Consider the following 24,052-nt stretch of genomic DNA (forward strand, 5'->3'; position numbering starts at 1 on the left):
CCACGCCTCAGAAGTCGTAGCGATAGCCGAGATAGCCGTAGTACAGCTTGGTCTTGTCGGTCGTGTCGAGAAACTTCTCGTTGGAGAGTTCAGCGGCCAGTTCCGCTTCGATCGTCCACGGACGCCGACCGGTCCAGACCACACGTACGCTCGGCCCGTAGATCCACTGGGTGCGGCCGGCATCGGTGCTGCGACGGTCAACCCGAAGGCGCGGATTGATGTCCAGCTGATCGAACAACCGGCGCCGGTAATTCAGCGAGGTCGCGATACCCTGGTAGGTCGTGGTGTCGGTATAGCGTAGCCCCAGAATCGCAAGATCGCCGACGGCCCAGAAGTCGCTGCCGATCAATTGCAGGTTGTAGTACCAATCGGGACCGGAGCCTGGAATCGCCTCGACGCCGCCGGACGCCGGTGTGGAGGTCAGTTCCGCAGAAGTCAGATCGCCCGAAATGCGGAACCGGGTGCTGATGGCCTGCGACAGACTGGCGGTGTAGCTGGTGCTGATCGCGCTGCGGTCGAGCGCCAGCTGCTTCAGCTCGGCGTCGGAGTACATCTGCCGCATCTCGGACAGCGTGGTCTGCGTCTGCCCGATCAGCGCGTTGCTTACGCTCAACAATGGACTGCGGCGTCGGTCAGCGACAACGCTCACCGTCGTCTCATCGCTCAAATTGCCGCTGCCGATCACATACGCGATGTTGGGTTCGCTGAAATAGACGTCGTAATCGAACAGACCGAACAGCGAGACGCCGTCATTGAAATAACGCAATTCGGTGCCGACAGCACGCCGGTCGACGCTGGAATCGGCTGTCTGATTGACGCCGTAGACGTTGAAGTTCCAGCGCTCGGCAATCGGCCCGATATCGACATTCATTCCGTACAGCACGCGATCCGTGCTGAAGCTGTCCGCCGTCGACGCCACCGGCGTTCCCGCCAGCACATTCACGCGGCTGTGCTGGGTCGTCCGATAGCCGTAGTACAAGCCGTCGAAACGTCCCAACGCCCCCCCAGAGGTGCGCGTCTGCCGACCGACACGGGCGCTGTGAACCTGGTCACGCGTGGCCAGATCGATATACGCCATCGAGGCGCGGAACTGATTGTCCGCACTGTCGAGAAAATCATAGTCATAGCGACCGGACAGGCGCATGCGCAGATCCAGCGCATCGGAACGGCGACGGCCATTGACGTCCAGATCCGTACTCAGCAGCGACAGTGTGGTCTGCGACGCTTCGCTGTTGACCTGGAACTGATCGTATCGGTAGAACTGATAGAAACTGCCGAACACGTCCCACTGCGCCGCAGAGCCCTCCGCCAGCGGATGGTCAGCTCGGGCGTCCACCCGGATCGGGGGCGCCACCAGCGCGGTCAGACGCTGGCGCACACGCTCTGCACCGTCGCCATTCGGGTACGCCTGCAGATAAGCCTCATACGCTGCCTTGGCCTGCGCCGGCTGCCCCGCTTTCTCGCGCACAACACCCAGCAGTTCGCGCGCGTCCTGTTGCATCGGCGCGATCGCGTAGGCTGACACGCGCTCATAGATGGTCGCCGCGCGCGTCAGATTGCCGGAGGTTGCCGCAGACTTTGCATCCTCCATCAATTCGGTCAGGCGATTGAGGTCGGTCGGCGCTACCGCCTGGCCGACGTCGGCACGGACCATCACCGCTGACAGATCGAGCACCGGCCCGGCATTGACGCTGGCATCGCGCTCGACGTTCGTGATCTCGCTGACCCAGGCATCGGGATAGTCGCGTTTGAGCGGCTCCAGCGCGGCCAGCGCAGCGGCCGCGGTCGGAAAGAATCCCAATCGCTGACGGAATCGCAATACCTCGTTGGTGCGCGACTTCACCTGATAGAGATGCCTGCCCTGCGTCAGCGCCGTACGCTGCTTGGGGTCAATCACCGTTTCGGTGCTGGTCGAGGTGAGATTGATGACGAAGATGCCAGCCCGCGGCAGAGGCTCGACAGCCTGTGCGCTCGGCGCCGGTGTGGGCGCTGCGACAGCCTTGGGTCGCAGGATCGAAACCGTCAATGTGCGGTCGTCCGGATTCGCCGTCACCTCACGCACGTCGACCGGCTGCGCAAATCGCAGGATCACCGACGGAATCGTCCCGTTCAGATTGGCACTGATCAGTTCCAGCGGAATCCGGTCAGGTCCGCTCGACTCGGCCCAGCGCAGCGTCGTGGCGCCATCCTCGGTCCCGCTGCCGGCTGCGCTTTCCGCGCGCAAGCGCACTTCCAGCACATTGCCCGAGGCATCCAGCGTGTGACTGACGTAGCGCAGCCCCTGCGTCAGGCTGATCACGATATCGGCGCGCCCGTCGTGTCGATAGGCATCCACCCGCGTCAGCAAACGATCCGTCGCATCGGCAGCAGACAGATCCAGCGACAGCGTCGCAGCGACCATCGCCAGCCCGGCCCGCAACACGGTCCACAGCGTCACCACCGACCATTTCAGCTTGGTCATGGCTCAATCCCAGCTGGAATCGCTGACGCGATGATGGCCGGAACCCTGGTGGCATGACCCAGCGCAATCACGCAGCTGGCTGACCGTCTCGCCGTCGTGCTCTCCGGCATCAAAATCGTTGGCGTGGCAGCCCGCACAATCCGGCGCATAAGACGAATTTGGCCATGGAATTGTCTGCGAATTGGTTCGATGGCAGGCACTGCATGGCGGACTGCCGCGATGATCACCGGGGTAATTCGGCGAGGTGTGCCTGAAGTTGACCGACGACCAGTTCGACGTGTTATGGCAGCTGGAGCAGTCCTCGGTCGTCACAAAATGGTTCGACGGCTTGCCGGTGGCCTTGCTGCCGTTGTGACAGCCGGCACAGTTTCCGGTCACACCGGAATGATCGAAGCTGGCCGGAATCCATGCCACCGTCGAGTGGCAGTCCTTGCAGTCACTGGTGGTCGGTATGTGATTGCCCGGCTTGCCGGTTGCGGTACTGCCGTTGTGGCAGCTGGTGCAAGTGCCGGTGACATTGCGATGATCGAACACGGCGCCCGACCAGGTCTTGGTCGAATGGCAGCTTTCGCAATCTGTCCCTGACGGGATGTGATTGCCGGGCTTGCCGGTCGCCGTACGTCCGTCGTGACAACTCGCGCAACTACCTGTCACCTCGACATGATCAACTCGCGTCACGGGGCTCCACGCAGTCGTGCTGTGGCAGGCGTCGCATCGAGTCGAGCTGGCGATGTGCTGCGGATTCTTGCCAGTCGCCGTGCTGCCGTTGTGACAGGTCGAACAGTTGCCGGACGCGTTGGCATGATCGAAGTTGGCCGGAGTCCACGCTACCGTGGAGTGGCACACCTTGCAGTCGCTGGTGGTGGCGACATGCGTGCCCGGCTTGCCGGTCGCGGTGCTGCCGTTGTGGCAGCTCGAGCAGGTGCCTGTGACGTTGCTGTGATCAAACACGGCACCATCCCAGCTACTGGTCGTGTGGCAGCTTTCGCAATCTGTCCCTGACGGGATGTGATTGCCGGGCTTGCCGGTCGCAGTACGCCCATCGTGGCATGTCACGCAACTGCCAGAGACTTCCAGATGGTCGACTCGCGTCACTGGCGTCCACGCAACCGTGCTGTGGCAGGCGTCGCATCGAGTCGAGCTGGCAATGTGCTGCGGATTCTTGCCAGTCGCCGTGCTGCCGTTGTGACAGGTCGAACAGTTGCCGGACGCGTTCGCGTGATCGAAGTTGGCCGGGGTCCACGCCACCGTGGAGTGGCACACCTTGCAGTCGCTGGTGGTGGCGACATGCTTGCTCGGCTTGCCGGTCGCGGTACTGCCATTGTGGCAGCTGGTGCAGGTGCCGGTGACGTTGCTGTGATCAAAGCGCGCGCCCGACCAGGTGGTGGTGGAATGGCAGCTTTCGCAGTCGTTGCCGGACGCAATGTGATTTGCCGGCTTGCCCGTCGCGGTACTGCCGTTATGGCAGGTGGAACAGCTGCCGGTCACCTCGATGTGGTCAACGCGCGTGACGGGAGACCATGCGACCGTACCGTGACAGGCCTCGCAACGCGTGGAGCTGGCAATGTGTTTGGCGTCCTTGCCGGTGGCGGTGGTGCCGTTGTGGCAGCTGGCGCAGTTGCCGGTCGCTGCAGTGTGATCGAAGTTGGCCGGCGTCCAGGCTATGGTCGAATGGCAGATGCTGCAGTCGCTGGTGGTAGCAACGTGCTTGCCCGGCTTGCCGGCTGCCGTACTACCGTTGTGACAGCTGGTGCAGGTCCCGCTCAGCTCGATATGGTCGACCCGGGTCACTGGACTCCAGCGACGCGTGCTATGGCAGGCCGAGCAGTTGGTCGAGCTGAGGATGTGTTTCGCGTCCTTGCCCGTCGCCGTGCCGCCGTCGTGACAGCTGACGCAGGTCCCGGTGATATTGGCGTGGTCGAAGCGAACCCCGGTCCACAGCGAGGTCGTGTGACAGCTCTCGCAATCATTGCCCGACTGAATGTGATTCAGTGGCTTGCCGATTGCCAGAGTGCCGTTGTGACAGCTCGTACAACTGCCGGTGACGTCCATGTGCTGCATGCGACGCACGCTGAGCCACGAGTTGTCGCTATGGCAGGATTCACAACGGTCCGTGGTCGGCAGATGCGATGACGACTTGCCCGGCGCGGTAACGCCGTTGTGGCACGACTCGCAGGTCTTCGGCGTGCCGACAAAGACTCCGTTGACGTGACAACTCTCGCAGTCGACGGTGCGGTGCCGCCCGCGCAATTCGAACCCGGTCTGGTCGTGATCAAACTTTGTCCATGGAGCCGGCGGACTGCCTCCAGCAGAAGCGCCCAGCAGCAGGGCCAACAGCGCGCCGCCGCCGAACAGCGCAGCCAGCCAACGCAACCGCTTCAGACTCAACATCGAAATTAAGCGTCGCATGGTCTACTGCGCCTCCTTGGTCCGGGCAGCGCGCGGACCGATCCGCACGTCGCCAAATGCGCTGGGTTGATGGCAGCGCTCACAGTTCTTGCCGAATCCACCGTGGTGGGCATCGTCACTGGCGTGGCAACTGTTGCAGCTGCGATCCAGCTTGATGCCGTCCGTATGCGCTACCGGCGGCTTGTGACAAGACTCGCACTGCGCCTGCTGATGTCGACCTTCCAGAGGAAAGTCGGTCTGTTTGTCATGATCAAAGGTCCAGCGCTGCCACCCGGCAGGGTTGTGGCAACTCTGGCATTGCGTGCCGAACGCGCCCCGATGCGGGTCATCGGTCTTGTGGCAGCTGTTGCAGGTGGTCGCCGTTGCCCGATAGTTGGAATCGAGATGACACTCGTTGCACGATGCGGTCGCGTGCAGTCCGACCAGGGGGAACAAGGTCAGGTCGTGATCGAACTTGACGCCCTCACGCCAGGACTTGACCTGGTGGCAGGCATCGCAGCGATCGCCCTGCTGCCCGTGATGCACATCATCAACCCGGTGACAGTCGACACAGGCGCGTGCGGGCGTCGATTTCGGCTGCTTGCCGGCCATGCTCATCGCACCCGCGTGGCAGCTGCTGCAGCCCACTGTGCGATGCGGCCCCTGCAATGGAAACTGGGTTTCACGATCGTGATCGAAGCTCTTCTTGCTCCAGCTCTCGACGCTATGGCAGCTGTCGCACGCGCGGCCAAAGCGGCCTTGATGCACATCGCTTCCGCGATGACAGTCGATGCACTGCGTTGGCAACGTCTTGTTCCGTGTCTGCTCGGTGTGACAGCTGTGGCAGTCCGCACTGCGATGTCGCCCGAGTAACGGGAACTTCGTCTTGGAGTGATCGAAGCGCGCACTCTTCCAGTCCTTGGCGCCATGACAATCCGCGCAGCGATCGCCGAACAGACCGCCGTGCCGGTCCTGCAATCCGTGACACGACGCGCACGCGGTGGGCGTGTCCTTGTAGCGACGGTCAGGATGGCAGCTGGCGCAGGCCACGTCTCGATGGCTGTCCTTGAGCGGAAAGTGAGTCTGGCTGTGATCAAACTCGCTCTTGCGCCAGCTCTTGGCAGAGTGACAGTCCTGGCACTGATCCTTCATCTGCCCCTTGTGGACGTCGTCCTTCTGATGGCAATCGTTGCAGGCGTGCGGAGCATCGCGCATCGGCTTTCCAGCCACATGGCAATCCGCGCACGGCACCTTGCCGTGCAGTCCTTCGAGCGCGAAATCCGTCACCGCGTGATCGAACAGCGCAGGGCTCAGTCCGACGATGTCGGCCTTGCGTCCCTTGTGCTCGGTATGACATTGCCGGCATTCCAGCGATGCGACCTGCGGCGACAGGCCGTGAAAGCCGCGCTTGCTGTCGATATCGGCACTGACCTTGTCGTGACAGTCACGACACTGTTGCTGCTGGATCGACCGGCTGAAGGACTTGTGGCATTGCGCGCAGTCGTCTTCGTATTTTGCGTGCGCTTCGGTCAGCGGTCCCGGCATCAACAGCTTTTCCAGGGGCGCAGCCTGCGCCGGCAATGCCGCGCACAACAGCATCCCGATCAGGCAGCCGAGATGCCATCGTCCACGCCGGCGCGTGGAATCAATACATGTGAACGGCGACCACATGCACGACTCCGGTGACAATCAACATGAAGTAGAGCGGCAGGTGCAGCAGATGCCACACGCCGAACAGACGCTCGAAAGCGGTATACCGATAGACCGCGGCGGCAGCGGCGACGCGTTGCCGCAGCAACCGCATCGCGGGTGCACGTTGCGCCTGAGGGACCTGTGCCTGCTTCAGCAGGCGCGTGGCTCGCGCAACGATCCGGCGGCGACGCCAGGTCGCGAGTGGCAAGCGCAGCAGACTGTGACGCAGGCTGCCACTCATGGTCTGCAACGGACGTTCGAACGCTTCGAGCGCCTCGTCCAGCGCGTCGAGATTGTGCGTGTGCAGGTCAAGCTGTGCGCGCGCCTCGACCCACGAACGCCGCAGTTCGCTCAGCTCCAGCTGCCGACCATACAGCCCCTCATGAATCTTCGAGTACAGGTGGCGCCCGATCAGGCCACTCGACGCCACGATCAGCATCGAATACAGCGCCATGTTGCTGTTGGTCGCCCCGGTGCTGAAGTTGCTGTGAAACAGGATCGCGGTCGGCCCGACCACACCGAAGACCATGTGCATGCGGAACCAGTGCCGCACCGCTCCCCAGCGATGCATGAAACGCAGATGCTTGCGCAGCGGGTACAACCCGAGCAGCAGCATCAGCGAGCCACCGGTGATCCCGAGTGCGTAGCCCAGACCATCGGCAGGACTGACATAGAAGCGGTCGCGCTGCATCCAGCCCCAGTACAACAGCAACGCCGTCGCCAGGAACGTCAGCAACGACGTCACGCGCGTCACGACCGGGCGGTAGCTCCAGCCCTGCGTCGAGGCAGGGGCCTGCGGCATGGGGCCGTTCATGTGCCGCCTCCCGCATTCCCCTTGATCATGTCCAGCACCGAGCGCCGACCCTGCTGCAGACGGGCGACAACATCTTCGTGACCTCCGCGCCGTGCCAGGGCCATGGCATTGTCACCGTCACGGTTGCGCATCGCCGGATCGGCGCCGCGCTTGAGCAGATGATCGACCACCGCGAGATGTCCGTGCGCCGCTGCCATCATCAACGCGGTCTGGCTGACGCCGTCTCGGGCATCCATCTTGGCGCCACCATCAAGCAACTGCGCCACAATCTCGGTATCACCCGCCCCCGCCGCAAGTACCAGCGGCGGTGCCGACGCACCATCGACCGGCGCACCGGCCTGCAGCAGTACCTTGACCAAGGGGGCACTCCGCTGACGGATCGCGCTCTGCAACATGGCCTCCCCCGCAGCGCCGTGCGCCGACGCGCCGCGTGTCACCAGCTGGGCGGCAAAGGCGCTGTCACCATGGCGAACGGCCGCCGGCAACGCGAGGTCAAGCACGCCGCGATCAACCGTCGCAGTAGCCAGTACTGCCGCCGCCAACCGCGTCATGCCGGCATCAATTGCCTGGGCCAGCAGATCCGATTTCGCATCGACCAGATCCGGCGCGCGCTTCAGAAGATCGATCGCGGCCTGCTGCTGTCCGGCGTCGATCGCGATCGCCAGGGCATTGCGCCCCTGCGCGTCGCGCGCGTGCAGATCCGCACCACGCTCGCTGAGTGCCGCCACGGTTTCGACATGCCCACCGGCAGCCGCATACAGCAACGCACTGCGGCCATCCTTGCTGCGCGTATTCACGCGCGCGCCATGCGCCAGCAGGGTCTTGACGATATCGCGGTGACCCCGCGCACCGGCGCGCATCAATGCGGTCTGGCCCTCCGCATCCACCGCTTCAATATCGGCACCGCGTTCGAGCAGGGTCCTGACCATGTCGGCCTGATCGCGCCAGGCAGCCGTTGTCAGTGGCGGCCATTGCGCCTCCGCGTCCGTGGCTCGGGAGCGATGCATATTCGGATCGACGCGTTCGGCCGCACTGCGGACCACACCCCGCGTTTCCGCCGTGGCACCGGCACGCCGCAGGCGCTCCGCCAGTCCGTCGGCCCCTGCATCCTGCGCGATGCGCAGCGGCGTCAGGCCATCGACATTGCCGATGTTGGCGTCAGCACCGCGTGCGAGAAGCTGATCCACGATCGCCGCATCGCCACGACGTACCGCCATCAATAGTGCGGTATTGCCTTGCTGATCAACGTGGTTGAGGGCCCGCCCTTTGGCGGCCAGCTGACGCACCACGCCGCCATGCCCGGAGCGCACCGCCAGCAGCAAAGGCGTATTGCCCTGCGCATCGGACAGTGTTTCATTGGCTCCGGCCTGCAGAAGCTGACTCACCACCGTTTCCCGGCCCAGCTCAGCCGCCACCATCAAGGGTGTGCGCCGCCGCGCATCATATGGGTCCGGTGACGGCAGCTTTTTCAGCAGTGCGGCAAGACTTTCCGCATCGCCGCGCGCCGCCGCGCTGAACACCGAATCGATTGCATTGACCGGAGACTGCTGCATGCGCGCGAGCTGCTGCCGCGCCGGCTCCAGACCCTGATCCGCCGCTGCGGTATACCAGCGCCGCGCCTGTTCCGGATCGACCGCGACACCATCGCCGTCCGCGTAGCAACGTGCGAGATTGAATTGCGCGCGAGCGTGCCCCTGCGCCGCCGCGGCGCTGAGCCAGCGCACCGACAGAGCAGGATCACGGGTGACCCAGCGACCACTGCCGTATTGCACACCGAGCTGGTACTGCGCCTCGGCATTGCCGGCGGCAGCCAGTGATTCCCAGATCTGGATGGCGCGTTGCGGCTCGCGCTTGACGACAGCATCACGCGCCTGCTCAAGACGAGCATCCACGTCGGCCGGCTGCGCGAACACCGGCGCAGTGCCGCCCGACCATAGCAGCAGCGCCGCCGCGCCAAATCTCAGCCGATGAAAATCACGCCGTGCCATATTTGGTCTCGACGTCGATGCCCATCTGCTTCAGGAAAGGCGTCGGTAGCACGCCACCGGCGCAGACAATGACCGTGTCGTTGCGCAGCGTACGTTCAACGCCGCCGGTCTCCAACCGTACGCTGTCCTCCATGATCTCGCGTACTTCCGAACCCAGCATGACCAGCAACCGTCCCGCGCGCTGCGCGGCTTCGACGCGTTCACGATTCTTCGGCTTGGCGCGGGCGAAGGCTTCGCCCCGGTACGACAGCGTGACCTGACTATCAGGCTGGTCCGCGATGCTGACCGCGGCTTCCAGCGCGGCGTCGCCACCGCCGACGACCAGCACATGACGGCCGGCGTACTGCGCCGGGTCGATCAGGCGGTAAACCACTTTGCTCGCGTTCTCACCGGGAACGCCCAGCGTACGCGGCGTGCCGCGGCGACCGATTGCCAGCAATACCCGAGCCGTCTTGTGTTCACCGCGCGTGGTTTTCACCAGGAATCCATCATCAAGCTTGTGCACCGCCTCTGCGCGTTCCTGCTCCTGGATCGTGATGCCTGCGGTCGCGCAGGCATCCAGCCAGAATCGCATCAGGTGTTCCTTGGTGGTTTCCCGCAGCCGCACCTGTCCGACGATCGGCAGATTGACCGGAGCGGTCATGACGATCTTTCCGCGCGGAAAATGCGCCACCGTCCCGCCGAGCGTGTCCTGTTCGATCAGGCGATAACGCAGTCCGGTGGACTTGGCATACAAGGCTGCGGCCAGACCGGCCGGTCCGGCGCCGACGATCAGAACATCCAGCGCATGCGCGTGCTTTCCCAGGGATTTCTTGATCGCCTGCATCGCCTGCACACCCTGCGTCACGGCATTGCGGATCAGTCCCATGCCACCGAGCTCGCCGGCGATAAAGATCCCAGGCACATTGGTTTCGAAGTCAGGGCTGAGCAGCGGGATCTCGACGCCGCGCTTTTCGGTGCCGAACACCAGGGTGATCGCGTCGTAGGGGCAAGCGGCGCGACAGGCACCATGTCCGATGCATTTGGTCGGCGCGATCAGATGGGCGCGTCCCGCGATGATGCCCAGCACGTTGCCCTCGGGGCAGGCGGACACGCAGGCACCACAGCCACCACACTTGCCCGGGTCGATGACCGGGTGCAATGACGCCGGCTCGGTCAGACCGGCCGTGGTGGCAGCGTCCAGTGCCAGCAAGTTGCGCCGGTCACGACGCCGGGAAATCAGGCCGTACAGAAACAGCAGCGCGGCAGCGGGCACGCCGTACACCAGCCAGCCCAGCACGCCGATCTCCACTCTGCCTCCTCCTGCGAATCCAGTCAGCACGTCATTCTGGCCAGCGGCCGGAAACCCGCTGACACTCTTGTCATTCCGCTGGAGGCACATCCGCTCTTTGTGGCGGATGCGGCGCACTGTCCTCCGACTTGCACCCTTTTTGGGTACTGATTGAAAAGAGGCTAAGAACGCGAATGTAAATGCCACGTCAATAAACTGATGAAACCCGAAGCCACACGATATCCGGACCCTATAATCTGACTGGCGGTCCGCACTTTTGCGCTGGCACGTGGTTTTTGTCCAAGTAAACAGGCCGCCAAAGCCCGTCAACAACACGCTGATTTCCCCAGCCCGAAATCCTCATGAATTCGCAGTCGTCTGCAGCACCGGGTTGGCGCTTCTGGGTCGACCGCGGCGGCACCTTCACGGACGTGCTCGCCACCGCGCCGGACGGCAGTGTGCAGACGCTGAAGCTGCTGTCCGAAGATCCCGAGCATTACACCGACGCCGTCGTCGAAGCCGTGCGCCGCGTGCTGAAGCTGGAATCGGGCTCGCCGATTCCGCGCAGCGCGGTGGCGGAGTTGCGCCTCGGCACCACCGTCGCCACCAACGCCCTGTTGGAGCGCAAGGGCTCGCCGGTCGCGTTGCTGGTCACGCGCGGCTTCGGCGATCTGCTGGACATCGGCGACCAGACGCGACCGGAGCTGTTCGCCCTGGCCATTCAGCGCACGGCGTCGCTGGCGTCTGAGGTGTTCGAGATCGACGAGCGGGTGGGTGCCGATGGCGCCGTGTTGCGCGCGCCCGATCCCGCGCAGATCGAACAGGCGCTACAGGCGGCGCGGGCGGCGGGCTGCCGCGCGGTGGCGATCGCCTTCGTCCACGCGGCGGCGTTTCCGGCGCACGAGTGCATCGCCGCGCAGATCGCGCGTGACCTGGACTTCGAGTTCGTCTCCAGCTCGCATGAAGTGTCACCGTTGCCGGGACTGCTGGCGCGGGCCGAAACCGCGATCGTCGACGCCTATCTCACACCAGCGCTGCATCGCTACACCGAACGCCTCGCGGCGGCGCTGCCGGGCACAAGATTGCGCCTGATGCAGTCCAGCGGCGAACTCACCGGCGTCGATGCCCTGTTCGGGCGCAATGCCGTGCTGTCCGGCCCGGCCGGCGGCGTGATCGGCGCCACGCGTGCGGCGGCCGCGCACGGCATCAAGCGCGTCATTGGCTTCGACATGGGCGGCACGTCGACCGACGTCTTCCACTGGGCCGGCGAAACCGAGCATCTGAACGAGGGCCGGCTCGCCGGCCAGCGCCTGCGCGCGCCGATGCTGAAGATCGCCACCGTCGCCGCCGGCGGCGGATCGGTGCTGGGCTACGACGGCGGTCGGCTGCGCGTCGGCCCCGAATCGGCCGGCGCCGATCCAGGCCCAGTGTGTTACCGCCATGGCGGACCGCTGGCGGTGACGGATGCCAACCTGATGCTCGGCCGGCTGCAGGCCGACTATTTTCCCCGCGTGTTCGGCCCCGACGCCGACCAGCCGCTCGATGCCGGCGCCGTCCGCGAGGCCTTCACCGCGCGTGCTGCCGCGATGGCGGCGACCAGCGACGAGCTCGCGTCGACACCCGAACAGATCGCCTGGGGCTATCTGCGCATCGGCGTCGAGAACATGGCCAACGCGATCCGCGGCATCAGCGTCCAGCACGGCATCGATCTGGCCGGGTACACGCTGTGCGCCTTCGGCGGTGCCGGCGGCCAGCATGCCTGCGCCGTCGCCGACGCGCTGCGCATGCGCCGCGTGCTGCTGCACGATCAGGCCAGCCTGCTGTCGGCACTGGGCATCGGCATCGCCGATCTCGGTGCGCGCGCCGAGCGCGCCTTCGACACCCGCCTCGACGCCCTCGATGTTCCGGAGCTCGACGCCGCGGGCGATGCGCTGCGCGTCGAAGTCGTCAGCGCACTGCGCGCCCAGGGCGTTGCGGCGGACACAATTGCACTGAGTGTGCGTGCCCAGCTGCGTTACGACAGCGCGGAATCCACGATCGCCGTGCCGCTCGCGGACGCTGGCACGATGCGCGAGACATTCGAGACCCTGCACCGCGCGCAGTTCGGCTTCACCGACCCGCAACGGCCGGTGATCCTGCAGTCACTGAGCGTCGATGCCCGCGGCGGCGGTGCGGACATGCCGCAAGCCGAAGCCGCTGCACAGTACCCGGCCGAACCGATCGAACAGGTCCGCGTGTGGTTCGCCGGTGCCGATGGCACGCCACAGCCCGTGACGACCCCGCTGTACCGTCGTGAAGCACTGGCGCCGGCGCAATGCATCGACGGACCGGCACTTCTGCTGGAACCGCATAGCTGTGTGGTGGTCGAGCCCGGCTGGCAGGCCGTGCGCAGCGCCGGCGCGCTGCTGCTGGAACGCCGCACGGCCTTGCCGCAACACCACGCCGTGTCCACCGCACGCGATCCGGTCTATCTGGAAATCTTTCATAACCGCTTCATGGCGATCGCCGGGCAGATGGGCGAAGCGCTTCGACGCACCGCGCGTTCGGTCAACGTGCGTGAGCGCCTGGATTTTTCCTGCGCAGTGTTCGATGCCCACGGCCGTTTGGTCGCCAATGCGCCGCATATTCCGGTGCACCTGGGCTCGATGGGCGTTTCGGTGCAGTCGCTGCTGCGCGAACACGGACACGAACTCGCGCTTGGCGATGCCTGGCTGATCAACGATCCGTATCGGGGCGGCACCCACCTGCCCGACCTCACCGTGATCGCACCGCGCTTCGATGATCAGGGACGTCTGCGCCAGCTGGTCGCGGCGCGCGCGCACCATGCCGACGTCGGCGGCATCTCCCCCGGGTCGATGCCGGCGGACAGCCATCGCATTGACGAGGAAGGCATCCGCTTTGCCGGGCTGCGCATCGTCGCCGGCGGACAGCTGCTGGAACCGGCGATCCGCGCCGCGTTCGGCACCGGCCCGTGGCCGGCGCGACAGATCGACCACAACCTCGCCGACCTGCAGGCGCAGCTCGCCGCCGTACGCAGCGGCATCAACGAACTGACACGACTCGATGCCGAATTCGGCAGCGACGTCGTTGATGCCTACCTGCAGCACATCTTCGATCACGCCGAGGCGGCAGTGCGCGCGCTGTTGCCGACGCTGCAGAACGGAAACTGCTGCATCGAGATGGACGGCGGCCGCACGATCGCCGTCCGCGTGGAGCCCGCGGAGAATCAGCTGACGATCGATTTCAGCGGCACCAGCGCGCAGGACGACGGCAACTTCAACACCCCGCTCGCCGTCTCCCGCGCCGCCGTGCTGTACGTGCTGCGCCTGCTGCTCGCCAGCGAGATTCCGCTGAACGACGGCTGCCTGGTCCCGGTCACGCTCAACATCCCTGCCGGCAGCCTGCTGAATCCGCAGGAACCCGCCGCCGTGGTGGCCGGCAATGTCGAAACCTCGCAATGCATCGTCGACGCGCTGCTCGGCGCCTTCGGCGCGCAGGCGGCCAGCCAGGGCACGATGAACAATCTGAGTTTCGGCAACGCCACGCATCAGTACTACGAAACGATCTGCGGCGGCGCAGGCGCCGGACCGGGCTATGCCGGCGCCCACGCGGTGCACACGCACATGACCAACTCGCGCATCACCGATGTCGAAATCCTGGAATCGCGCTTCCTGGTGCGGCTCGAACGCTTCGCCCTTCGCCATGACAGTGGCGGACAAGGCGCATGGCCCGGCGGTGACGGTGCGGTGCGCGAGCTGACATTTCTGGCACCGATGCAGGTCGGCATCCTGTCGAACCGGCGCGAACACGGGGCTCCGGGCCTCGCCGGCGGCGGCGACGGACTGCCCGGATGCAATGTACTGATCCGCAACGGACAGGAAACTCGTCTTGCTGCGTGCGCTCGCTTCGATGCGCATTCCGGCGACCGCCTGCGGATCGAAACGCCCGGCGGGGGTGCCTACGGCAGGCACCAGAGCTGACACGCCGGCACGCGTGCGCCCGGAACAGCGGAAACCTCCTGTCGCGCAGGCACTGATTCATCTTTCGTTCAGTTTTCCCTCTGTTCTCGAAAGACTCGCCAACACGGCCTCAGGGCGTGTAAAAATCGGGCCATCAGGCAGCCGGAGGGTCCTGGCGCATGGACGACAAGGTGTTCGCAGTCGACTCGGTGGATGCCCCCACCGAAGGTGGCGATTCGGTGGTTGTCCTGGTGGTCCACGAAGATCCCGGCATGCACACATGCATTCGCAATGCGATGGATCGCTCAGCCCCCCTGCCGGTTGACGTTCAACTGGTGTTCGCTACGCACCGACGCGCGGCCGCAGCGCAGCTGATCACGCATCCTCAGCCGGTGCTGATCCTCCTGAGCAATTCGGACGCGGAAAGCTTCGACCGAACCGGCCTGCTCGAACAGCTCCGCCGCACGCCCGAGCACGAACACGTGTTCATCGCACTGTTCTGCACCGGCGTCGGCCGTAACACCCAGGCGAATACGCTGAATCTGATACAGCGATTCCGTATCAACGCGGTCATCGACTCATCGACCCTGTCCCCGGACTGCCTGACCGCCATCCTCACCACGGCGCTGCATAACCAGCACCTGTTGCGGCGATTGCAGGATTCCGAGCATCGGGCACGCCTCATCTTCGAAGGCGCAAACGATGGCATCTACGTGACCGACGAGGATTTCGTGATCCTCGACGCCAATCCCGCGGCAGCGGAAATCCTGGGGAGGTCGATCGACGAGCTGCGCGGAACCCACGTGCTGGCGCACCTCCCGACGACCCACGTCACCCGTCTGCCGGCCAAGATCCGCGCCTATCTTCGAGATGGCCATTTCGAGGAGGATTTCCCGGTCGTGCGCAAGGACGGCAGTACACGTCTGTGTCGCATTTCGGGACGGCGCGTGACTTCAAAGGTTTTCGTCAACATCATGCATGACGTCACCCGCCAGCGTCGCGACGAAGCCATGATCCGGCGGATCGCCTTCACTGATCTGACCACCGGGCTCCCCAACTTCAGCGCGTTCGAACGGCACCTGGCCGACGCGATCGACGCTGCCCGCCGGCACTCACACACCGTCGCGGTACTGATCGTCCGGATCGGAAATTTTCGTGCGCTGAATGACACCGTCGGACACGACAACGGCAACCTGATGCTGCGTGCGATCGGGCAACGCATCCGTGATGCGCTGTTCAAAGACGATCTGGTCGCACGCCTGGGGGGCAGTCAGTTCGTCATCCTGATCCGGCGCCTGAATCATCCGGATGAAATCGAGAAAGTAACGAGCAAGCTTCAGGACGCGCTGCGCCAGCGATTCGAGATCGCTGAGCTGCCGATTTCCGCCCAGGCGTCGCTGGGATGCGCGTTGTTCCCTCAGGATGGCCTGTCACCCATGCCGCTGCTGCGCTGTGCCGACGTTGCACTCGGCCATGCGCGCCGGACACGTCAGGCTTATGTGAAATACAGCGCCGCAATCGATCCACACACACCGGAACGCCTGTCACTGGTACACGATCTCGAACGCGCACTGCACAACGGTGAGCTGCAGGTCTGGTATCAGCCCAAGATCGATCTGCGCGCGGATCGGGTCTTCGGCGCCGAGGCATTGCTACGCTGGACGCATCCGCGCAACGGCCCGATCGGCCCTGACGAATTCATCGCCGCTGCCGAGAACACGTCATTGATTGACGACATCACGGTCTGGGTCGCCGAGCAGGCGATTGCGCAGGTCCGGCAATGGCACAACGCCGGACAGCGCCTGGAAGTCTGCATCAATCTCTCGCTGCACAACCTGCGCACGCCGGGCATGGCACACGAACTGGCGCAGCGCATCATCGCCGCCGGGCTGCCCGCAGGCAGCATCACCGTAGAGCTGACCGAATCGGCTGTGATGCAGGATCCGGAGCTGGTTCACCAGACATTGCGGAGGCTGCGGGACAACGGCGTCGGCGTCGCGCTGGATGATTTCGGCATCGGCCAGTCCTCCCTGGCCCATCTGATGCGGCTGCCGGTCAGTGAACTCAAGCTCGACAAGTCGTTCGTGATCGACCTGGCCTCGACGACCAACACCGTGATCGTACGCAACACCATCCGGCTCGCACACGATCTCGGGCTGCGCGTCACCGCGGAGGGCGTCGAAACCCGCGAAGCCCTGGCGCAACTGCGGCAGATGGGCTGCGATGCCGCACAAGGCTTTCTGTTCAGTCGCGCGATGCCGGCCGCCGAGTTCGATCGCTGGCTCGCGGCACGCGACTGACGCGGACTCCGATGTCCGGCACTGCAGCGTACGGAAGAACACGGCCGCTGCAGTACACTGGGGTGCCATACCCGATGATTGCGCCGCATGTCGAGCTCTACCCCGCCGCCGCCCGCCGCAACCGCCTGGGACCGTGTCTGGCCCTGGTTCGATGCCGCGTTGGAACAGCCCGCGGAGATTCGCGACGCATGGATCGCACAACATGCCATCGACCCGGAGCTGCTGAATTCGCTGCATGAACTGCTGCGCGGGCACGAAGCCGCCGAACGCGCGGACCAGGAGCGCAGCGCCGACACCTCCGCAACTGATCCGCTGCTACCGCCTGGGACGCGCATCGACGCCTGGCGCGTTGAACGCCTGATCGGCAGCGGCGGCATGGGCGAGGTCTACGCAGTTCAGCGCGACGATGGCGCCTATGCCCAGCGCGCGGCGCTGAAACTGCTGACCCGCATCGACAGCCGCGAGGACACACGCCGCTTTGAACGCGAGCGCGGGATTCTGGCGCGACTGGAACATCCCGGCATCGCGCGCCTGCTCGACGGTGGCGTGCATCAGCAGCGCCCGTACGCGGTGCTTGAATTCGTCGAAGGCGTCAGCATCACGCAATTCGCCGCGCATCTGGATCTGCAGGCGCGCATCGGCCTGTTGCTGCAAGTCTGCGACGCCGTCGCCGCCGCGCATCGCAGCTTCATCGTTCATCGCGATCTGAAGCCCGGCAATGTGCTGGTCAACTCGCAAGGTCAGATCAAGCTGCTGGACTTCGGCATCGCCAAGCTCACCGGTGCCGTCGACGTCCGCACCGATCTGACCCAGGTGCTGGCACTGTCGCCGGACTATTGCGCGCCGGAACAACTCGAAAACGGGCCTATCACCACCGCGACCGACGTCTACGCGCTCGGCGTCATGCTGTTCGAACTGTTGACCGGCACGCGTCCGTGGCCGGCGACCGGCACTGCGGTGACGCGTGCGATCGAACGCTTGCGCCAACCCGATGCACCCGCGCCCAGCCGTGTCGCCCCGGCAGCGCAGAGCCGTGCACTACGCGGGGATCTGGACGCCATCGTGCTCAAGGCGATGCGGCCCGACCCGGCAGCGCGTTACCCAACCGTCGAAGCCTTGAGCGATGATCTGCAGAACTATCTCTGCGGCCGACCGGTGCGCGCGCGCGGCAATGCGCGCAGCTACGTCATGCTGCGAACCCTGCGCCGCTATCGCTGGTGGGCCACCGCGGGTGGCGCCGTCTTCGCCAGCCTCGCACTCGGTCTGGCCGGCGTGACCTGGCAAGCCCGCGAGGCGCGGCTCGAACGCGATATCGCCCGCGCCGAGGCCGACCGCGCCGACGCCGTGCGCCAATATCTCGTGTACATGTTCCGCACCGCGGGTGAGTCCGAATCCGAACAGCCGGTCACGGCCAAGGCCGTGCTCGACGATGCGACCAAGCGCTTGCAAGCCGAATACGCTGACGCGCCCGCGCGCGCGGCCGACATGATGCAGGCACTCGGCGAGTTGTACTTCCTGATGAACGACTACGAGGGCGGCATTCCGCTGTTGCAGCGCATGCTCGAACTCGCCGACGACCAGACCGATCCGAACGTGCTGGCGCGTGTGCGTCTCGATCTGGGCCAGATGTATTACCGCAGCGGCGACGCCGACGCGGCCGAACCCTTGTTGCAGCAAGCGCAGACTTTCTGGAACCAGAACCCGCAGCGCTACCGCGGCGAGCTCGCCTCCAGTTTTCAACTGCAGGCACAGCTGCAGCGCGCGCGCGGCGATCTGGAGGGTGCGATCGCCACGCTGGAGTCGGCCGCTCCGCAGGTCGATGCGACGCTGGGCCGCGATCACCTCGAATCCGGCGTACTGCACAACAACCTGGGCCTGCTGTACTTCCATGCCGGACGTCTCGACGATGCCGATCGTGAGTTCGCATACGCCTGGTCGGTGTGGGAAGCGCGCCGCAATACGCGCGGCGGCGACGCGCTCAACACCCTGAACAACTGGGCGGCGGTGGCCAGCCGGCGCGGCGAGCTGGACCATGCCGAGAGGCTCTACCGCCAGGCGCTGGAAACCCGCCGCATGCTGCTGGCGCCGTCGGCCGCGTTAGCGGCGCTGCTGAGCAACTACGGCAAACTGATGCTGCAGAAGGGCGATCCAGGTGCCGCGCTGCCACTGCTCGAAGAGGCCGTGGAGCTGGCGCAGCGCTATGCCGGCGACAAGAGCCCGCATCTGATCGCCGCACTGAGTGGCCTTGGCGATGCCTATACGCGTATCGGCCGGCTCGATCAGGCCAATGCCACGCTGAACCGGGCGCAGGAACTCGCGCTCTCGGCAACCGGCCCGGCACATCCCCTGGCGCTGATGGTCGGCGTCGCACAAGTGCGTCTCGACGCGGCGCGCGGCGACACCGCCGCCGCCGCGACGCGACTGGATCAGGTCGAACAGGGATTTACCGCACTGGGTCCGGCCGGCCGGCCGTATGTTCAGCAGGTCCAGCAGCTGCGTAGCAGTCTGAATCTGCCGGACGCCGCCGGCATCTGAGCCGCCGCCGAACTAGATCGATCCACCCAGTTGCTGGTAAAGCCAGGCGCGGGCACGCAGCCAGTCGCGCTGCACCGTGCGTGCGGTCACACCCAGCGCACCGGCAGTCTCGTCGTCGGTGTAACCACCGAAGTAGCGACACTCCACCACCTGCGCCAGGCGTGGATCGATCTGCGCCAGTTGCTGCAGGGCCTCGTCCAGAGCCAGCACCGAATCGTCGCTTTGCACCACACCCAGCTCGCCACCGTCGACATCGTCCAGCGACAGCATCGCCTGACCTTCACCGCGGCGCTGGGTCAGCCGTGAGCGCGCGTCATCGACCAGCACCTGACGCATCGCCAGCGCCGACGCCCGCAGGAAATGGGCGCGATCGTTCCAGCGCGGCGTCCGGCACAGCTTCAGGTAGGCCTCGTGAATCAGGGCGGTGGTCTGCAGCGTATCGTCCGCCGGAGCGCCAAAACGCACCCGCCGTGCCAGGCGATGCAGGTCGGCGTAATACAGCGGCACCAGATCGGCGGCAGCTGCGGCGTCGGATTCGATCGTTGCATCGCTCATGTCGCGATTATCAACGCAATCCCGTTATAAGAGGAGTGAGCCAAGTCGCATCTGCACGCAAGCTTCTGCCTTAAAGTGTGCGCGATCCCGGTATTCAACAAATCCTAAGGAGAGTTGTCATGCGCGCTGTGATTGGAATCCTGATGTTGTCGAGTCTGCCGCTGTCGGCCTGGGCCGGCGGTACCGCGGTGCTGCGCAGCAGTGCCGAGGGCCGCACCACGGAAATGCAGGTCGAGTATCTCGGTGATCGCACCCGTTTCAACGTCCAGGGCCAGGGCGACACCTATATGGTCATGCGTGACGGCAAGGCCTACGCGGTCACTCAGGGCATGGTCATGGACCTGTCCGGCATGGCCAAGATGATGGGCAACCAGATGCAGGCCAACCCTGGCAGCATGGCGTCCAACGTCGACCGCTACATGGGCATGCACGCAACCGGCCGCAGCGAGACGGTCGCCGGCATCCGCGGCGATGTCTATGTCGTCGAATATGCCGACGAAAACGGGCAGAAACATGCCGACGAGGTCGTGCTGTCCACCGACAAGCGCGCCTGGGAGTTCAGCCAGGCGATGATGAAAATGGGCCGCAGCATGGCGCGTTCCGCGGGCGTGCAGGAACGTGCCGGCGAAGCCGAACTGTGGGAGACCTTCAACAACAAGCGCGCCGGCGTGCTGCGCTATGGCACGCAGATGCAGGTCGTCAGTCTCAGCGGCAGCGATCCGGCCAGTTCCCGCTTTGACCTGCCCTCGGCCCCGACGCAGATGCCGAACCTGGGCGCGCTGCTGGGCGGCGCCGGCGCGGGCGCCTCGGCATCCGGCAACGCGAATGCCGGAGGCGCGGCCGCCAATGGTGGCGGCACCGTCGATCTGGACGCTTTTCTCGGTGGCAAGGCGCAGCGCCAGCAGGATCGCGTCGAACAGCGCACCGACCAGGAAATCGACAACGCGACCGACAAGGCCGTCGACAAGGCGCTGGACAAGGCTTTGAACAAGCTGTTCGGCGGCTGATTTAGCGTGTAGCTTGCGCAGAGACTGACGCCGCCCCGGCACACGGAGTCCAAAAATGTCCCGACAATTACAGATCGCAAGCCTGTTGCTGGTCGCCGTCTGGCTGCTTCCGGCGCAGGCCGCGGATGAGCCGGTTCTGGAAAAGGACGGGATCATCCATGCCGAGCCCGGTGAACGGCTCTATCTGGGCAGTGGCGGCGTCAGCCTCGAAGCCGGACAGACCGTGCGGATTCAGGATCCGCACAACGCCAGCGAATTCCGCATGGCCAAGGTGCTGCATACCGTCGGCAAGGACAAGGTGATCGTCGAACTGCTGCCGACCACACCCTGATCGCTGAGGCCGCTCAGCCCGGCGTTTCCGCCAGCAACACTTCGAGATCACGTTCGACGGCCCGCGCCTGCGGGTCGTCGACGTGGGTTTCGCCGACGTATAGCGCGCGCACGCGGCCGCGTCGGTCGATAAGGTAGTACGCCGGCCAGTAGCGGTTGCCGATCGCGTGCCAATAGACAAATCCATTGTCCAGCATGATCGGATGCTGCAGGCCGAACTCGGTCACCTTGGTGACGACGCGCTCACGATCCTTCTCGTGATCGAATTCTGGCGTATGGATGCCGACAATCTGCAGACCGCGATCGGCATAGCGCTGCTCGATCGACTTGAGCCACGGAAACGAGCGGTAGCAGTTCCAGCAATCGAAGGTCCAGAAATCCAGCAGCACCACGCGACCGCGCAGATCTTCCCAACGCAGCGGGGCAGCGTTGATCCAGCCCGCTGCCGTGGTCTGCGTAAACGCCGGCGGACGGTAGCGCGTGCCCTGCGTGTCCAGTGCCAGCACCGTATCCGCGTATGCCGGCAGGGCGGCGGTGACAGCCCCCAGCACCAGCCCGCCAAGCACACGCCGTCGCTGCCGATCGGCCGTCTCAGGCATCGGGCTTGAGCTGATCCGCGTAGTAGTGCTTCAGCTTCTCGACTTTGGGCGCAGCCACCGCCTGGATATATGGCTGGCCCGGATTGCGCTTGGCGTAGTCCTGGTGATACGCCTCGGCCTCGAAGAACGCATCCAGGGGTTCGAGTGCGGTCACGATCGGCGCGTTGTAGGCGCCCGCGGCATCGAGCTGGCGAATGTAGGCCTGGGCGACGGCCTTCTGCGCCTCATCGGCATAGAAGATCGCCGAGCGGTACTGACGGCCACGGTCATTCCCCTGGCGGTCGAGCTGTGTCGGATCATGCGCCACCGAAAAGAACACTTTCAGGATGCGACCAAGACTGATGCGGCGCGCATCGTAGACCACCTTGACCACTTCCGCGTGATTGGTGGCCCCGCTGCATACGGTTTCGTAGCGCGCCTTGTCGGCGCTGTCGCCGGCGTAGCCGGACACCACATCGCGCACCCCATCGAGCGCGCGGAACACCGCCTCGACGCACCAGAAACAGCCGCCGCCCAGAACCACACTCTGCTCGGAAGGATCGGCCCCGAGATCCTGCGCCGGATCGGGAAACTCGGCCGGCGTCAGCGGATGATCCTGACCGCGTGATGAACTGAATAGATTCACAGCTGACTCCCAAATCACTGAGATCGCGTCACCGTCCGGCGAAGATCGCGGGCGATGGTCCGAAACAGCTTACCGCAGCGCCGCACTGCGAGCGGCCCAATCCGTCGCTTCCAGTCGCTCCTCGATTACGCGAAACAGTGATGCACAGATGCTCTGCGGCGGTGTGCCGATACAATCCAGCCGACACTCCGGCCGCTGCGTTGGAGCACCCCAAGAATCCGAATGGCTTGCAACAGCAGTGATCTCGAACGCCCAACCCGACGCACCGCCATCGATGCGCCACGGCACCGCAGCCGAAGTCTTCGGGACATCGCTGCGCCTGGGACTGACGTCCTTTGGCGGACCCGTCGCGCACCTGGGTTATTTCGAACGCATCTATGTGCGCGAACGCCAATGGATCAGTGTCGATGCCTATACGCAGCTGGTCGCACTGTGCCAGCTGCTGCCTGGACCCGCGAGCAGCCAGCTTGGCTTTCTGATCGGATGGCGCCGTGCCGGCTGGCGCGGTGCGCTGGCCGCATGGCTCGGCTTTACCGCACCGTCCGCGGTCCTGATGTACGCAGCCGCGATGGGGGCCGTATCAGCCGACAGTGCGACAGCGCTGGCCGTACTGCATGGACTCAAGCTGGTGGCCGTCGCGGTGGTGGCGCAGGCGGTCTGGAGCATGGCGCGACGGCTGTGCACCACCCGCGCAATGATCGCGATCGCCCTGCTTGGCGGAACACTGCAGCTGGTGGCCGGCGGCACCCTGACACAGATGCTGGTCTTGCTGCTTGGCGCCATAGGCGGCGTGATCTGGGGCCGCAGTGCACTTTCGCCGGTTGACGTCCCGCTCATGGGCATCAATGTACGAACTGCCGTGATCGCTCTGGGCGTGTTTGCACTGCTGCTCGTCAGCCTGCCGCTTCTGGCCCTGCAGAGCCCGCACGGACTATGGGCGTTGGCGGACGTGTTCTATCGCGCCGGCGCGCTGGTCTTTGGCGGCGGTCACGTGGTGTTGCCACTGCTCAGCGACGCACTGGTGCCGCCGCACTGGATTTCGGCGGACCGGTTCGTCGCCGGCTACGGTCTGGCGCAGGCAGTGCCGGGGCCGATGTTCAGCCTGTCGGCGTATCTGGGGGCCGCCAGCCTGCCGCAGATGCCGATGACGGCGGCAGCCATCGCGCTGCTGGCGATCTTTCTGCCCGGACTGCTGATCGCGGTGGCCGGCGCCTCAATGTGGTCCCAACTGTCGCGTCATTCCGGCATGCGCTCCGCGCTCCTTGGCATCAACGCCGCAGTCGTCGGCATCCTCGCCGCCGCCCTGGTCGACCCGGTCTGGGTCACCGCGATCCGCAGCGTGGCGGATATCGGCATCGCGGCCCTGGGTGCCGCACTTCTGGCCCACGGCAGGCTGCCTCCACTGGGCGTGCTGGTCCTGTGCACGGTGTTGGGCGCTACCGCGGCCTGATGCTTAGGCAAGATTTAGTGTTGTCTTAGCGAACATTTAGCAAGCGCGCGTTCCGGCTTCCCCTAGCATTCCTGGCGTC

15 protein-coding genes are annotated in these 24,052 nt (G+C 65.1%); 6 read left to right on the forward strand and 9 right to left on the reverse strand.

Annotated elements, in window-relative coordinates; genetic code table 11:
* Positions 1-7: 7 nt before the first annotated feature.
* From E4T66_RS13725 to E4T66_RS13750, 6 genes are read right to left on the reverse strand one after another with little or no spacing between them, the layout of a single operon-like run.
* The gene (locus E4T66_RS13725; protein ID WP_136849619.1) at positions 8-2,461 is read right to left on the reverse strand and encodes a tetratricopeptide repeat protein; all 2,454 of its coding nucleotides are present in this window, start codon (positions 2,459-2,461) and stop codon (positions 8-10) included.
* Between the two features lie 3 nt (positions 2,462-2,464).
* Positions 2,465-4,870: a cytochrome c3 family protein gene (locus E4T66_RS13730; RefSeq protein ID WP_136849620.1), complete on the reverse strand. Its 2,406-nt coding sequence runs from the start codon at positions 4,868-4,870 to the stop codon at positions 2,465-2,467.
* A 3-nt stretch (positions 4,871-4,873) separates the two neighbouring features.
* The gene (locus E4T66_RS13735; protein ID WP_136849621.1) at positions 4,874-6,520 is read right to left on the reverse strand and encodes a cytochrome c3 family protein; all 1,647 of its coding nucleotides are present in this window, start codon (positions 6,518-6,520) and stop codon (positions 4,874-4,876) included.
* Positions 6,495-7,355, reverse strand: a complete 861-nt coding sequence (locus tag E4T66_RS13740) for a hypothetical protein (protein WP_136849622.1) — start codon at positions 7,353-7,355, stop codon at positions 6,495-6,497. The genes E4T66_RS13735 and E4T66_RS13740 overlap by 26 nt, the downstream gene beginning before the upstream one ends.
* The gene (locus E4T66_RS13745; RefSeq protein WP_136849623.1) at positions 7,352-9,343 is read right to left on the reverse strand and encodes an ankyrin repeat domain-containing protein; all 1,992 of its coding nucleotides are present in this window, start codon (positions 9,341-9,343) and stop codon (positions 7,352-7,354) included. Before E4T66_RS13745 ends, E4T66_RS13740 begins: the two co-directional genes overlap by 4 nt.
* Positions 9,330-10,634, reverse strand: coding sequence for an NAD(P)-binding domain-containing protein (locus tag E4T66_RS13750; protein ID WP_211242919.1), 1,305 nt, complete (start codon positions 10,632-10,634; stop codon positions 9,330-9,332). The genes E4T66_RS13745 and E4T66_RS13750 overlap by 14 nt, the downstream gene beginning before the upstream one ends.
* A gap of 341 nt (positions 10,635-10,975) precedes the next feature.
* Between E4T66_RS13750 and E4T66_RS13755 the strand changes: the two genes are divergently transcribed.
* The 3 genes from E4T66_RS13755 to E4T66_RS13765 all read left to right on the forward strand — a co-directional run bounded on the left by E4T66_RS13755 (position 10,976) and on the right by E4T66_RS13765 (position 19,407).
* The gene (locus E4T66_RS13755) at positions 10,976-14,593 is read left to right on the forward strand and encodes a hydantoinase B/oxoprolinase family protein (RefSeq protein ID WP_136849625.1); all 3,618 of its coding nucleotides are present in this window, start codon (positions 10,976-10,978) and stop codon (positions 14,591-14,593) included.
* Positions 14,594-14,751: 158 nt separating this feature from the next.
* The gene (locus tag E4T66_RS13760) at positions 14,752-16,872 is read left to right on the forward strand and encodes a putative bifunctional diguanylate cyclase/phosphodiesterase (RefSeq protein ID WP_136849626.1); all 2,121 of its coding nucleotides are present in this window, start codon (positions 14,752-14,754) and stop codon (positions 16,870-16,872) included.
* A gap of 87 nt (positions 16,873-16,959) precedes the next feature.
* The gene (locus tag E4T66_RS13765; protein ID WP_136849627.1) at positions 16,960-19,407 is read left to right on the forward strand and encodes a serine/threonine-protein kinase; all 2,448 of its coding nucleotides are present in this window, start codon (positions 16,960-16,962) and stop codon (positions 19,405-19,407) included.
* 12 nt (positions 19,408-19,419) lie between these two features.
* Here the strand turns inward: E4T66_RS13765 and E4T66_RS13770 are convergent, their stop codons facing one another.
* Positions 19,420-19,962, reverse strand: a complete 543-nt coding sequence (locus E4T66_RS13770) for an ECF-type sigma factor (RefSeq protein ID WP_136849628.1) — start codon at positions 19,960-19,962, stop codon at positions 19,420-19,422.
* A 119-nt stretch (positions 19,963-20,081) separates the two neighbouring features.
* Here E4T66_RS13770 and E4T66_RS21380 point away from each other — a divergent pair, with 119 nt between their 5' ends.
* Positions 20,082-20,969 carry a type 1 periplasmic-binding domain-containing protein gene (locus E4T66_RS21380; protein WP_169577620.1) on the forward strand — a complete coding sequence of 296 codons (888 nt, stop codon included), beginning with the start codon at positions 20,082-20,084 and terminating at the stop codon, positions 20,967-20,969.
* 55 nt (positions 20,970-21,024) lie between these two features.
* Entirely contained in the window at positions 21,025-21,300 is a 276-nt protein-coding gene (locus tag E4T66_RS13780) for a hypothetical protein (protein ID WP_136849629.1), read from the forward strand.
* A 13-nt stretch (positions 21,301-21,313) separates the two neighbouring features.
* Here the strand turns inward: E4T66_RS13780 and E4T66_RS13785 are convergent, their stop codons facing one another.
* On the reverse strand, positions 21,314-21,898 hold the full coding sequence (locus tag E4T66_RS13785; protein WP_136849630.1) for a redoxin family protein: 585 nt from the start codon (positions 21,896-21,898) through the stop codon (positions 21,314-21,316).
* Positions 21,891-22,523 carry a peptide-methionine (S)-S-oxide reductase MsrA gene (gene msrA, locus E4T66_RS13790; RefSeq protein ID WP_248679703.1) on the reverse strand — a complete coding sequence of 211 codons (633 nt, stop codon included), beginning with the start codon at positions 22,521-22,523 and terminating at the stop codon, positions 21,891-21,893. The genes E4T66_RS13785 and msrA overlap by 8 nt, the downstream gene beginning before the upstream one ends.
* Before the next feature lie 238 nt (positions 22,524-22,761).
* On the opposite strand from msrA, the gene chrA reads away from it, so the two are divergent.
* Positions 22,762-23,973 (forward strand): chromate efflux transporter, encoded by a 1,212-nt coding sequence (chrA, locus tag E4T66_RS13795; protein WP_211242920.1) that lies wholly within the window; start codon positions 22,762-22,764, stop codon positions 23,971-23,973.
* Positions 23,974-24,052: the final 79 nt, after the last annotated feature.

Origin of the sequence: Sinimarinibacterium arenosum, from assembly GCF_005047655.1 — a bacterium.
GTDB lineage: Bacteria > Pseudomonadota > Gammaproteobacteria > Nevskiales > Nevskiaceae > Solimonas.